This window comes from Thalassospira sp. HF15 (genome assembly GCF_011806525.1).
Taxonomy (GTDB): domain Bacteria; phylum Pseudomonadota; class Alphaproteobacteria; order Rhodospirillales; family Thalassospiraceae; genus Thalassospira.
This window is the reverse complement of sequence record NZ_JAAVKI010000001.1, coordinates 13923-26974: the sequence shown is the minus strand read 5'-3', so window position 1 is coordinate 26974 and position 13052 is coordinate 13923. Positions and strand designations below refer to the sequence as shown.

The following is a 13052-nucleotide window of genomic DNA, read 5'->3' as shown; positions in this document are numbered from 1 at the left end:
GATCCATTCCTGAATGAACTTACACTGGCATCGCATCCCGATAGCGCTGCAAAAGGCGACTTTCGGTGCGGTTGCGGCCATCCATGTTGGAAATCCAGACGATCTGATATGGGGCCAGCTTCATCATGCCGTTATAGTCGCCCACCACCTGCTGGGTGATCAGATCCTGCCAGCCTTCGGTCATGATCAGGTTGATCTTGGACAGATCAAGGTCCCGCACATGTTCTGTCAGGTTAAAGACGCAGAAAATGCTTTGTTCGTTCAGGTGCGATTGCCGCCAAACGCCCAACAGATCGGAACCGAGGTTCAGCGTGTATTGTGTGGCATTAGGATGGAAGGCTGGCTGTCCTTGGCGGATCGACATCAACGCGCGCAACTGATCAAAGGCCGAACGGGCCGGACCTTCGCGCGTGAGCGTTTCTTCCGCATCATCAAGTTTCCAGATTTTCCGGTTCAGGCGGCGCGGAATACCTGTTTCGGCGTAAGCCTGCTGATCATTTTCCGTCGCCAGGATGGTCTGGATGTAGACGGCAGGAATGCCTTCAAGCGACATCGCAATCGCCTGGCTCATCACAAATCGCTCAAGCCCCATGGTGGCTTCACCGGCAAAGTTCTCAGCCAGCATGCTAAACAGGGTGACATTCAGCTCATAGGGCTTTTGACCACCGCCCTTGAGCGCCCGGTAACTGACCTGCCCGCCCATCTTGACCGCGTGATCGCGCAAGCCATCGATATCTTCATCAGGGATCAGGTTTTCGGCCGGGCGCAGACCAATACCATCGTGGCTGGCGGTAAAGTTAAAGAACGTACATCCCGCCGGGGCCGGTGGCATTGCCATGATGCATTTGCGGATATAGTCGCTTCGCCCGCTGAGCAGCGCGTGAATGATTACCGGCGGTAGCGAGAAGTTATAAATCAGATGCGCTTCGTCCTGATTGCCGAAATAGGACAGGTTTTCCAAAAGCGGCAAATTGGTCTCGGTAATGAACAGCACATCAGGATGCACGGCATTGCACGCCAGACGCATCGCCTTGATCAGCTTGTGCGTCTGTTCGAGATTGATAGAAGGGGTACCGACTTCCTTCCAGATGAAACCAATCGCATCCAGCCTGACCACCCGAACCCCGTGCTTTAGGTAGTTCAGAACAACCTTGAGCATTTCGAAAAACACATCCGGGTTGCCATAATCCAGATCGACCTGGTCATAGCTAAACGTACACCAGACCTGCTTTTCGCCGTCCTTGGTCACCACGTGATTGAGTAATGCGTGGCTGCGCGGACGAACGACATCAGACAGGTCATCTTCAAGATTTGCGGTCTTGATGTAATCAATCCCGGGCTTCTCGCCCGCCAGAAACTGCTGATACCACGGATGGGATGCCGAAATATGGTTGGCCACCAGATCGGCCATCACGGTTGCGTGCTTTGCCAGATCCTCGACATCGCCCCAGTTCCCCAGTTCCGGGCGCAGCATATCAAAATCACTGACCGAAAAACCGTCATCAGATGTGAAAGGATGAAATGGCAGGATATGAATACCTGTCAGCCAGTCTTTCAGCCACTTGCGATGAAACTCGCCAAGGCTTTGAAGGCCTTTCTTGCCATCCTGCTGGATACTGTCGCCATAGGAGATCAGAAACGCATCGCGCTGATCCCACTTGCGTAGGTATTCCTCGCAGGGTTCCGGCCCCTCGCCCTCAATCGGCAGGCCAAGAACCTCAAACACCCGACGTACCAATTCGGCATGGTCGTGCCCGGGATACACATCCGCAAGGAGGTTGCGCATCGCGCTTGCAAACGCAATGCGTCCCGATGTTCCAACGACGCGATCCATACTGGTTCCTTCCGGGTAGGCAATTCAAATAATTAGCTTAATGAAATAATGAATTTGCCTGCGATGCAAGCAGGCATTTTGCGTTGCCACAAAACAGTGCACCCGCGCAAACCAATGGCGCCCGACAAGATGTCGGGCGCCAACGTTGGATTACATCAGAAAACGCTTAAGGCGCAATCGTCACCTCGACCAGCGCGTGGGTGCGGTTGGTGTCGATATGGTTGATCGCATCGCGCAGGATAGCCGGCAGGTCTTCTGCACGTTTGGCTTTGGCGACCCAGGCGCGGCTGGCCTCGGCGACCTTTGTGAAATCGGGACTGGGTTTGAGTGCGGTTAGGGGCATTTCATTGGTTTTGGCCGCATAGCCATCCGGGTACATGCCCGTGACCGACTGGCGCACCGCCCCCCATTCGTTGTTGTTTAGCACCAAAATCAGGATCGGCAGTTCAAGCGCCTCGGCGATCTGGTGGCAGGCGGTTGGGTTGGCGAACATATAGGATCCATCACCCATGGTGGCGACAACCAGCTTTTCCTTGTCAGCCAACTGATACCCCATCGCTGCCGGGAAGGACCAGCCAAGTCCGCCCGAATGCGGTTCCTGATACCAGCTGCTGTGTTCAGACAGCGACAAAGGCTCCAGCGGGCAACCAAGCTCGGAAAACACCGTCGCGGACCGATCCGCGATGACGTCGGACAGGCAGCGCGAGACATAGGCCTTGGTCATCGGGTCCACCGCCCCGGCATCGGCCGCTGACAATGCGTTTTTGCGGGTTTCGGCATTGATGGCGGCAACCTTGGCCCGTCGGTCTGTGCAAGCCGATTTATGGTCGGCATGGCGGCGGTCCATGGCGTCCGCCAGCATCATGATCACATCCCCCGTCTCGCCGACAAGCGAGATATCGGCGGCGAAATTGCGCCCCGGAAAGCGGGAATAAAGCGGGTTTTGGCCGACCTGGATGACTTGGCAGTCATTACGCAACTCATGGATATCGGGTGACCACGGGGCAAGGCAATCAATCACCACCACCGCATCAGCATCGCGCAGCCACGGTGCCGGGTCCATCCCGGCAAACATCGGATGCTCGGTGCCAATGGCAAGCTGGATCGCCCAGTATTGCACCACCGGAATGCCCCACTGGTCGACCAGTTCACCAAACCGCCCAAAGGCCTCTGCTGTGCCGGTACCGCGTTGCGCGATGATCACCGGGTTCTTGGCATTGGCCAGAATGCCGGCAGCCTGTTCGACCGCGCTTTGCGGCGGGGCCACGGGGACGGGCTGCATACGCAGCGGCCCGTCAATCTCATCCCCCGGGCACGGTTCGCACAGAACTTCGCGCGGCAAGCTAACGTAAGTCGGCCCCTTGGGCACAGAGGAGGCAATCGCATAGGCACGGTCAACCACATCGGGTACCTGTTCGGGGAATTTAAGCTCATATTCCCATTTCGTGCTTTCGCGTACCAAGGCCGCCTGATCGCGCATTTCCTGGCCCCAGCCAATCGGTACGGTGCGTGCGCCCAACCGCCCCTTTTCCATCACCGGCGTTCGGCCCGACATCAAGACAACCGGCACATGTTCGGTCGCGGCATTGATCGCGCCAATCGCACAGTTGGCAAGGCCGACATTGGTATGTGCCATGACGGCTTGCGTCTTGCCGGTCGCAAGGTAATAGCCATGCGCCATGCCCATCGCTGCATTTTCGTGCGGCATGATCAGCGCGTGAGGCAGGTCGATATCCTTTGCCGCGGCCTCGGCCAGCCCTTCGATGATCGGCGGAAAATCAGTCCCCGAATTGGCAAAGATATAATCAACCCCGATGGCCTTCATACGGGCCAGAACCGCCCCGCCAGCAGTCAGGGTGATTTGACCGGAGTTTTCCTGCTTGTCGCTTTTCATCAGACGCCTCTTGCATTCTTTGATCAATATTTCTATATTTGAAATATTATTTATAATATAGTTTATTCTTGAAATCCGGTGGCCGTCAAGGTTTGACGGCATGGCACCAACTTTTTGCGCGGGAAAAACCGATCCGATGACCAGTCAACTAAATGGCTCTGTCCTGAAGGCCTTTAAAATTCTTGATCTGTTTGCGGCCGGGCAAAGCGAACTGACGGCCAAGGAAACCGCCGATGCGCTGGGCATCAACATGATCACCGCCCATCGGTTCCTGCATACGCTGGTACATGCCGGGGCATTGCGCGTCACATCACGCGGGGTTTTCAGGTTGGGATGTATGTTTGCGGATCTGGGCGAACGCGTTTTGCACGATGGCAACCTGCCAATCCTCCTGCAGCCGATCCTTGATCAACTGGCCCGTGATACCGGAGAGGCCTGCATGGCCACCACCTTTGACCGCGACATGGCGGTTTGCATCGCCAAGGCCCTGCCCGACCGGCCGCTTTATGTTGATATCCGGATTGGATCGCGCCTTGATGCCTTTTGTACCGCGCACGGCAAACTCTGGCTGGCGTATATGACTGCTGATGATCAGGATCGCTATTTCAAAAACGCCGAAATGACGCGCATGACTGATCACACCGTCACCGACATCAACGCACTCAAAGCTGAGCTCGCTACCATTCGCAAACAAGGCTTTGCCACCAACAATGGTGAACGTGAACACGATATCTACGCCATTGCTGTCCCGATCCTGACCAAGCACGGCAACATGATCTCTGCCTTTTCGGTGTTTGGCGCATCGCCCGCCCTGCTTGAAGCAGGCAACGCTACCTTAAGCCACCTGAACTCAGCCGCGCAAAGCGCACAGGATGTATTGTTTCAAAAACCCTGACCGCAACGACCACCATTTACGTTCCTGATCGGCCCTTATGTCGAGACCGATGCATCCTCCAAAAACAACTGCATCGTCACAAGATCCAGCCAGCGATCGAACTTGCGCGCGACCTGCCGTGCCCGACCGACCTCGACAAAGCCAAACCGTTCATGAAACCGGATCGAATTGACATTTTCGGCATCGATCCCCCCCATCATGACGTGCTTGCCCGCCTGCTTGGCGTGGGCAATCAGCGCGCGCACCAACACCCCGCCGACACCTTTGCCGCGATGGTCGATATGGACATGCACCGAATGTTCGACCGTGAAACGATACCCCCACCGCGTCCGCCATGGACCATAGGAACCAAATCCCAAAACCCGTCCATCATGTTCAACCACAAACACCGGAAAACCCTTTTCCTGACGTTCCTCAAACCAAGCATGACGCTCATCCAGGGTCGAGGGCGTATCATCATAGATCGCCGTACTGTCGCGCAGCACCTGGTTATAGATTTCAAGGATTTCCGGAACATCATCCTTGGTCGCACCCCGCAAATGCATACTCGCCTCCCCTTCGCGCTAACATCACATGTTGCCAACGTTAATCCATTATAGTAGACAGAAAAAGTCTATTTTAACGAATACAGATGGATTTTTGATCGATATAGAAGACAACACAACGGCATGGCTATCGGCACGCCTTCGCCGCGAACGTGAAATGCGCGGCTGGTCATTGGGCCAGTTTGCCGAAAAATCCGGCGTCTCCAAGGCCATGATCAGCAAGATCGAACGCGGCGAGGCCAGTCCGACGGCAACAGTCCTTGGCCGGCTTTCCGGGGCCTTGTCGCTGACGGTGTCGGCACTGCTGTCACGCACGCCATCCATCCACCATGGTGTACGGAGCCACGCGACGCAGCCTTTATGGTCCGATCCCGAGACCGGTTATGACCGTCGCCAGGTCCTCTCAGGGCAGAAAATCCCGCTGGAGCTTGTCGAGGTCAATTTGCCCGCAGGTCAACAGGTCACCATGCCCGCCTCGGCCTTCACCTTCATCCAACAGGCGATCTGGGTTCTTGACGGCAGCTTGCTGTTTCACGAAGGCAACCGGGTGCACAAGCTTGATCAGGGGGATTGCCTCGAACTCGGCCCGCCGCAGGATTGCATTTTCCAAAATCAAAGCAGTGAGAATTGCCGATACCTCGTCGCCGTTGTGCGCAGCATGCCATAGGCACCCGGCATAATCCCCGGATAATCCCGCGTAACACCTGAAAGACAGCAGGTCTCCCTGCTGTCCTTCTTTTTTGCCCACACATAAAAAAAACCGGCCCATATAAGGGCCGGTTGCAGTCGTGTCGTTTGGAGGTAGTCAGGGCGTTAGCCCCTGGGAGTCTCAGAGAGACCTCAGATCGCCTTGATGGTCACCGGGCGTTCCGCCTGTTGCATCAGGCGGTTGCGGATCGGACGACCAAACAAGGCAGATTCAATTTCAAATTCGTCGCCATCCTGCGTGGTGATGCCATCGGCAAACGAAAGCGTCGCGGTCCCGAAGAAATGCGCGTGCACATCGCCCGGGCGGCGGAACAGGTCGTATTTGAAGTGGTGATATTCAAGGTTGGCGATTGAATGCGACATATTGTCTTCGCCGCTGACGAACTGCTTTTCCCAGATCACCTTGCCATCGCGATAAAGGCGCGAAGTGCCCTCGACATGGCTTGGCAGATCACCCAGCAACAATTCCGGCCCCATCGAGCAATGGCGCAGCTTTGAATGCGCCAGATACAGGTAGTTCTGGCGTTCCATGACGTGATCGGAGAATTCGTTGCCAATCGCAAAGCCGATGCGTACCGGGGTGCCGTCATGATCAATGATGTAGATCGCAGCAATTTCCGGTTCTTCGCTGCCATCAAGGGCAAAGGACGGGCTTGGGATATCTGCGCCCGGATTGGCTACGATGGAGCCATCGCCCTTGTAAAACCATTCCGGCTGCACGCCATGCTCGCCTGCCTTGGGCTTGCCGCCCTCGACGCCCATGCGGAACATCTTCATAGAGTCTGTCTCGTTGGCGTCCTTGTTATCCGCCTTGTGCATGTTCGCACGTGCCGATGCGGACCCCAGATGGGTCAAGCCAGTCCCGGTCACAAGGAAATGGGCCGGATCAACATGGGTGACCGGCGGTAACAGGCGCCCTTCACAGATAACCTCGTTATAGTCGACCCTGGCGTCACCCATGCGGCGCTTCGCCTTTTCGATCATCGTCATGCCCTTGGCAAGCGCAATGGTCGCAAGTTCACGGGTTGTGGAAACGCCCTTGAGCGGGATCAGGGTATTTTCGTCTTCGACCACGGCAACATGCTGTGCGCCGGCGGTGTCCTTGAATTGAACCAGTCTCATAAATTCTGTCCTGAAAGATCTTGATTATCTGTTGGGGTTGTTTGTCGTCGGTCCGGATCAGACCCAGCCGCCATCAACGATAAAGTTCTGGGCGGTGACCATGCGGGCTTCATCGGAAATCAAAAACAGCGCCATGCGCGCGATGTCATCCGGCATCACCTTGTTTTTAAGGCACTGGCGTTCGTCAATTTCGCGCTCGGCCGCTTCATCGACCCAAAGGTCAAGCTGGCGCTGCGTCATGACCCAGCCAGGCACAAGCGTATTGACCCGGATGTGATCCTTGCCAAGATCGCGCGCCATACCGCGCGTCAGACCATGGGTTGCAGCCTTTGCCGTCGTGTAGCCCGGCATGCCGCCCTGCCCCATCATCCAGCTGACCGACCCGAAATTGACAATCGCGCCGCCACCGGCCTTTTGCATCATCGGGGCCACGGCCTGAATGGCAAAGAAGGACGGGCGAATATTGATCGCCTGACGTTCATCCCAGTATTCCGGCGTCACATCCTGCCATTTATGACGGGTATCATTGGCAGCATTGTTCATCAGGCCAGTGACAGGACCATTGATCTCGGCGGCCTTGGCAACGGCGGCCTGCAAGGCCGGGATGTCGGTCAGGTCACATTTGATAAAGACCGGCTTATTGCGCGCGTCTTTTGAAAGTTTCTCGACAAGCGCGTTCCCGGCATCTTCCATAATATCGACAAAGGCAACTTTCGCACCCTGCGCAACAAAGGCGGTTACAAGCGCCTCGCCAATGCCCGATGCGCCACCGGTGATGAATACCGATTTATCTTCAAGGCTTGTGTAGTGTGTCGGCATGCGATCAGACATGATCGTTTCATCTCCCGTCATGTGTTTTATCTTCAGGTATCAGGCACCGGATTCCCCGGACGCCAAACACGATTTTAGGCCAAGACCACCAGAAATTGCATCCATCTTGATGTGTGCGGCGCAACAGAAAACAATTTCTGATACCGACATCTTGCTACGCCTGAGAGTGCCCTTCAGACCAGATTAATGGTCACGGCACGGTATCGCGCGCGATGGTATGATGCTTCCTCCTGACAACCTTGTTTTTTTATTCTTCATACAATAACATTAATGATCAGGATATCCGGGGCTGTCAAGCGTCAAACCATGCAGTCTTTCCTTTCGATTATGCGAAAGCTTGTTTATAAGTTGATGACATACGCAAATAACCGACGGCGCCCAAACGGTACCCCTGAAATAATTATATGCTATGCAGCACAAGGGTTTGGAGGTACCAGATAAGTTGCCCCAAAAATAAATTCATATTATATGAATAATTACAAAGCGGGCCTTATGCCTATTTGCTTTTTAATCAGGCCCACGTCGGAGGAAATATATGCCGTCTACCATGTCGAGAACTTACGCCAAACGCAGTCTGCACAGCATTGTCGCGCACGATCTTGGCGCACGCATTGTTTCGGGCAAGCTGGTGCCGGGCGATGTCCTGCCGACAGAGGCGGCACTAAGTGAATCCCTTGATGTATCACGCACGGCCCTTCGTGAAGCAATCAAAATCCTGTCGGCCAAGGGGCTGATTGAAAGTCGCCCGAAAACCGGCACACGTGTCAAACCGCGTTCAAGCTGGAACCTGCTTGATCCTGATGTCCTGTCCTGGCATTTCCCGGACCCGGACCCGGCATTTCTCTATAGCCTGCTTGAAACGCGCCTGATCATTGAACCCAACACGGCCGCCATGGCCGCCGTCCGCGCCACGCCAGAGCAAATCAAGCATCTTGAAACAGCCTATTTCGAGATGGAAAAGGCCGAACCAGGCACCGAGGCGGTCTATATTACCGATCTTGTGTTCCATCAGGGTATTCTGGATGCGTCGGGCAACGATTTCATGAAATCGTTTGGTATGCTGATCGAAACCGCCCTGATCGGATCTTTCCGCCTGTCATCGGGCGGGCCAAAGGCGCATGTCAAGTCGCTGCCTGATCACCACGCGGTCTATGCCGCCATCAGCCAGCGCGACCCCGAAGAGGCGCGCAGCAAAATGCACGGCCTGCTGCGCCGAACCATGCGCGAGTTGCGCAAGCAGCTCGGCATGTCGGTCGAACATGACTGGGACCAGATCGGGCTGTAATCATTACTTTCAAAGTCTACCAGGAACGAGTCTTTCTAAGCGGAATATTTTTCGAATTCTTCCATTTCATCTATAAGACTAGGGTGAGCATCAATGAAATCCTGCACACTCAAAATCTCACCATTTATAGGGCGCCAGGCAAATGGCTCAACAGAAGTGTCTAAAAATGAAACGCCTTCATCAGATTTTTTTAGAATGAAATGAGCCAATCCAAATTCCGCAAAAAACTTATCTCCAGACCTACTTAAAAAATCCATATTTCCCATCTGGAACAGTAATCTAGTTCCTCCCAACCCAGCACTGCCACTCAATCCAGCACTTCGGTCCATTGCCTGACTTATAGACATATCCCGGATTACTCCGTCCCAAACAATGCTTCCATAATAACACACACGATTTCCTTCGAACTCCTCCTCAATATTAAGGAACGGTATTCTTTTAGTTTCTCCGCTTCGGCACAAATCCCCTAATAGTCCAAATAAATTCAATGGATTAAATATTGAAATTCTAATGACACTTTCTTGAGCTGTATCCTCCAAAATTTTAGAGACACCTGCCTTCCAAATGAAATTGCCTCTCAAGAAACCAAGAACTTTATTGCGCACATAGAAGAAGTGATCCGGGTTTTTAGGGGAAATTTTTGTCACAAAATTATAGGGGTGAAGGCCCTCATAGCCGCAACACATAGACGTAATCTCGTCATTATCAAAAATGCCCCCAGAAAACATTGGCCCAATTGAAATGATATCTTCATAATTCCAAGTAACTAAAATATTATTCAATGAATGCACATTAAAAACATTCAGCTCTTCACCATTTCGCAAAGATGAATTAAAAATTGTTGATATCAAAATCAAACACTTATCAATAAGAACTTTATGTTCATCATCATACAGCTCAAATTCTTCAACACAATCATCAGAAAACGGATTCTCTTTTTCATAAATCTCGATAAATCTCAATATTGAACCGTTATATTCATCAGAAGGCGTAAAAACAGACCACGAAAAACCATAGCCGTTTATTATTTTCTTATCATCTCCTAGATAAATGCATGGGATTATCACTGAATTCAAAAAAGGCACATCTTTTTTAAGGAAAGCAACAAATTTGTCCAGAATATAATAAAACCTTTTCTCATCACGAAACTCCGCAAAGTAAAACTCAGTTAAAACCTCCCCCCCACCCGGGGAAAAGTTAGTCGAAACCTCCTCAAAAGATATCTCCTTTCCTTTAATGAGTATCTTAATTCCCTTTGATTGATAATCTGAGCACTCTGAGAATTCTGAGAATGGATCAATTAGCTCCGACCAATCTGTCGACACTGCAACGCAAGTTATTTGGTCTGATCGCAAATTATACTTTTTCTTTAGAAATGCGGCATACTTGAACAATTGCTGCACAGCTGAACGTGCGCTATTTTTACTTTTTTTAAGTTCAATAACATAAAATCGACCGACATTATCCTTCGCAAGTATATCAATCACAGCTGTTCTACCATCAGGCAGAACTATCCGGTGCTCTTCCGCAGTCAATTCAAGGTCAGCGTCAATTAAATGCAACTTACGAGCAAGCATTTGACGTATATCCGCTTCCTTCATCACCCCCCTCGCCTAAGAAAACATTCCTAATTCTTTATGCTTATTAGACAATACAAATGTGCAATCCGCAAGCTTAGCGGCCTTTAAACATATACAGAACTTTCTTGATATTTGCATCGCCCTAGCTTCATGTCCCGATCTCGTCTCGAAGTCGGGCAGAGCGGAGCGAAGCACAGCCCATTCTTCATACAATATTTATTTCACCCATTTGTGATATTCTTGCTTATTACTTACCAAAACAAGCAATACAGATGGTTTTTCAATATTAGAGAACAAAAACATCGGCCGGAACAGCACCCTGTTCCGGCCGGTTTGTCAGAATTTTTCCGCCCGGTTTTGAATGCTCAACTTGCCCCGGCCCGCATGCCCGAGAAGGAACGCGTGATTAGGCGTTGCAAGACGATAAAGCCAAACAGCAGTGCACCAATCATGATCTTGGTCCACCAGCTGTTGAGCGACCCGTCAAAGGCGATCAGGGTCTGGATAACCCCCATGATGATCCCGCCAAAGAAGGTCCCCATCACAAAGCCCATACCACCGGTCAGAAGCGTTCCGCCAATCACCACGGCGGCAATCGCATCAAGCTCCACGCCCACTGCGGCCAGCGGATAGGCCGATGCGGTATAAAAGGCAAACACCACACCCGAAAGCGCGCTGAAAAAGCCTGACAGGGTATAAACCCGGATGATCGTGCTATGGACCGGAACGCCGAGCAATTCTGCGGAATGACGATCCCCGCCAATCGCATAGACATTGCGACCGAACCGGGTGAAATGGGCAATCACCACCCCGCCAATAACCGTTGCCAACATCAAAAGGGCTGATGCCGTTAACCAGCCACGACCGGGGAGTTGTACCTTGAACCCGCCAAAGGCAGAGACAAACGGATGATCAATCGGAACGGAATCAAGATTGATCAGGAAGCACATCCCGCGCAGGAAAAACATCCCCGCCAGCGTAATGATGAAGGGCTGAATATCGAACTTGGCGATAATCACCCCCATAAACGCCCCGAATGCCGATCCGACGATAATGGAGATCACGGCTGCCGTCACCGGATGCATGCCAAACCCGGTCACAAGTTCGGCCATCAGAACCCCGATAAAGGCAATCATGGAGCCAACCGAAAGATCAATCCCGCCCGAGAGAATGACAAAGGTCATGCCAACGGCGGTAATGATCAAAAAGGCATTATCGGTCAGAAGCGCGCCCAGAACATAGGTATCGGAAAAAGCACGGTGTTCGAAAATGCCATAGCCATACAGCAGTACGAGAACCGCAAGCGTGGCAAGGATCGGATAAAACCGTTCATTAATCTTCATCGGATTTCCCCCGCTTCATGCGTTCCATCGCCTGCCCGACCAGTTCGCGGGATTTCGGTGCCTGCACCAGAAGGACGATCATCACCACGGCCGCCTTGACGATCAGGGTGTATTGCGACGGAAGACCCGACAGCAAGATACCCGTGGTCAGCGCCTGAATGATCAGAACACCAATAACGGTCATGCCAATGAAGAACCGACCGCCCATCAGGGACGCCCCGCCAATCACCACCGCCAGAATGGCATCAAGTTCAAGCCACAAACCGGCATTGTTGGCATCAGCCCCACGAATGTCAGCCGCAATGATGATCCCGGCAAAGGCCGAACACAGCCCCGATGCTGCATAGGCCATCAGCTTAATCCCGCGCGCATCAATGCCCGCGACCCGGCTGGCGCGCGCATTGCCACCAACCGATTCAACAAACAAACCAAGGGCGGTTTTACGCATGATGAAATAGATCGCGGCAATCACGGCGGCCGCAATGATCACCCGCCACGGAATACCCAGCAGATAACCACTGCCGATGCCCTCAAAGAATTCACCGTGGAAAGTCACGATCTGACCACCCGTAATCATCTGGGCGATCCCGCGACCGGCCACCATCAGGATCAGGGTCGCGATAATCGGCTGAATATCAAGGAAGGCAACCAGGATGCCGTTCCACAAACCGCACAAGATCCCGGCACCAAGAGCGGCCAGGATAATTACCGCCGGATGCAGATCAGTATCGCGGATCAGAACCGCCATCACCGCCCCTGATATGGCGATGATCGAACCAACCGAAAGGTCAATCCCGCGCGTTCCGATGACAATCGCCATGCCCACAGCAACAAGGGCAGTTGACGCCCCGCGATGAACAACATCGACAAGCGACCCGTAAAGGTGCCCGTCAACAATGCGGATACTGAAGAAATCCGGCGAAATGATCCCGATCCCCAGCACGATCAAAACCAGTGCTGCGACCGGACCAAACCAGGGTCGACTTAACAAAGAAGATGCAGACATCGTGCTGCT

Annotated in this window: 11 protein-coding genes; 3 read left to right on the top strand and 8 right to left on the bottom strand. The window is 53.0% G+C overall.

Going from position 1 to position 13052, the window contains the following annotated elements; genetic code table 11:
* Window positions 1–19: 19 nt before the first annotated feature.
* Window positions 20–1834 carry a sugar phosphorylase gene (locus HED22_RS00120; RefSeq protein ID WP_167717727.1) on the bottom strand — a complete coding sequence of 605 codons (1815 nt, stop codon included), beginning with the start codon at window positions 1832–1834 and terminating at the stop codon, window positions 20–22.
* A gap of 166 nt (window positions 1835–2000) precedes the next feature.
* Complete coding sequence (locus tag HED22_RS00115; protein ID WP_167717726.1) at window positions 2001–3728, bottom strand: thiamine pyrophosphate-requiring protein; 1728 nt, start codon at window positions 3726–3728, stop codon at window positions 2001–2003.
* A 136-nt stretch (window positions 3729–3864) separates the two neighbouring features.
* On the opposite strand from HED22_RS00115, the gene HED22_RS00110 reads away from it, so the two are divergent.
* Window positions 3865–4623, top strand: a complete 759-nt coding sequence (locus HED22_RS00110) for an IclR family transcriptional regulator (RefSeq protein ID WP_167717725.1) — start codon at window positions 3865–3867, stop codon at window positions 4621–4623.
* 35 nt (window positions 4624–4658) lie between these two features.
* On the opposite strand, the gene HED22_RS00105 is transcribed toward HED22_RS00110, so the two are convergent.
* Window positions 4659–5168 carry a GNAT family N-acetyltransferase gene (locus HED22_RS00105; RefSeq protein WP_167717724.1) on the bottom strand — a complete coding sequence of 170 codons (510 nt, stop codon included), beginning with the start codon at window positions 5166–5168 and terminating at the stop codon, window positions 4659–4661.
* 94 nt (window positions 5169–5262) lie between these two features.
* On the opposite strand from HED22_RS00105, the gene HED22_RS00100 reads away from it, so the two are divergent.
* Window positions 5263–5835: an XRE family transcriptional regulator gene (locus HED22_RS00100; RefSeq protein ID WP_254869636.1), complete on the top strand. Its 573-nt coding sequence runs from the start codon at window positions 5263–5265 to the stop codon at window positions 5833–5835.
* Window positions 5836–6008: 173 nt separating this feature from the next.
* Here HED22_RS00100 and araD1 read toward each other — a convergent pair whose 3' ends face one another.
* The gene (gene araD1, locus HED22_RS00095; protein WP_167717722.1) at window positions 6009–6998 is read right to left on the bottom strand and encodes an AraD1 family protein; all 990 of its coding nucleotides are present in this window, start codon (window positions 6996–6998) and stop codon (window positions 6009–6011) included.
* Window positions 6999–7055: 57 nt separating this feature from the next.
* Window positions 7056–7829, bottom strand: a complete 774-nt coding sequence (locus tag HED22_RS00090) for an SDR family NAD(P)-dependent oxidoreductase (protein ID WP_167718950.1) — start codon at window positions 7827–7829, stop codon at window positions 7056–7058.
* A 535-nt stretch (window positions 7830–8364) separates the two neighbouring features.
* Between HED22_RS00090 and HED22_RS00085 the strand changes: the two genes are divergently transcribed.
* Entirely contained in the window at window positions 8365–9114 is a 750-nt protein-coding gene (locus HED22_RS00085) for a FadR/GntR family transcriptional regulator (protein WP_254869635.1), read from the top strand.
* 35 nt (window positions 9115–9149) lie between these two features.
* Here HED22_RS00085 and HED22_RS00080 read toward each other — a convergent pair whose 3' ends face one another.
* The 3 genes from HED22_RS00080 to HED22_RS00070 all read right to left on the bottom strand — a co-directional run bounded on the left by HED22_RS00080 (window position 9150) and on the right by HED22_RS00070 (window position 13043).
* Window positions 9150–10715 (bottom strand): endonuclease NucS domain-containing protein, encoded by a 1566-nt coding sequence (locus HED22_RS00080; RefSeq protein ID WP_167717721.1) that lies wholly within the window; start codon window positions 10713–10715, stop codon window positions 9150–9152.
* A 344-nt stretch (window positions 10716–11059) separates the two neighbouring features.
* Complete coding sequence (gene yjfF / locus HED22_RS00075) at window positions 11060–12037, bottom strand: galactofuranose ABC transporter, permease protein YjfF (protein ID WP_175581073.1); 978 nt, start codon at window positions 12035–12037, stop codon at window positions 11060–11062.
* Entirely contained in the window at window positions 12027–13043 is a 1017-nt protein-coding gene (locus HED22_RS00070) for an ABC transporter permease (protein WP_167717720.1), read from the bottom strand. Before HED22_RS00070 ends, yjfF begins: the two co-directional genes overlap by 11 nt.
* Window positions 13044–13052 lie beyond the last annotated feature (9 nt).

Bases quoted from the DNA above. Each gene is read 5' to 3' on its own strand.
- HED22_RS00105 (WP_167717724.1), bottom strand. From the start codon at position 5,168: ATGCATTTGCGGGGTGCGACCAAGGATGATGTTCCGGAAATCCTTGAA.
- HED22_RS00110 (WP_167717725.1), top strand. From the start codon at position 3,865: ATGACCAGTCAACTAAATGGCTCTGTCCTGAAGGCCTTTAAAATTCTT.
- HED22_RS00115 (WP_167717726.1), bottom strand. From the start codon at position 3,728: ATGAAAAGCGACAAGCAGGAAAACTCCGGTCAAATCACCCTGACTGCT.
- HED22_RS00090 (WP_167718950.1), bottom strand. From the start codon at position 7,829: ATGTCTGATCGCATGCCGACACACTACACAAGCCTTGAAGATAAATCG.
- araD1 (WP_167717722.1), bottom strand. From the start codon at position 6,998: ATGAGACTGGTTCAATTCAAGGACACCGCCGGCGCACAGCATGTTGCC.
- HED22_RS00080 (WP_167717721.1), bottom strand. From the start codon at position 10,715: ATGAAGGAAGCGGATATACGTCAAATGCTTGCTCGTAAGTTGCATTTA.
- yjfF (WP_175581073.1), bottom strand. From the start codon at position 12,037: ATGAAGATTAATGAACGGTTTTATCCGATCCTTGCCACGCTTGCGGTT.
- HED22_RS00085 (WP_254869635.1), top strand. From the start codon at position 8,365: ATGCCGTCTACCATGTCGAGAACTTACGCCAAACGCAGTCTGCACAGC.
- HED22_RS00120 (WP_167717727.1), bottom strand. From the start codon at position 1,834: ATGGATCGCGTCGTTGGAACATCGGGACGCATTGCGTTTGCAAGCGCG.
- HED22_RS00070 (WP_167717720.1), bottom strand. From the start codon at position 13,043: ATGTCTGCATCTTCTTTGTTAAGTCGACCCTGGTTTGGTCCGGTCGCA.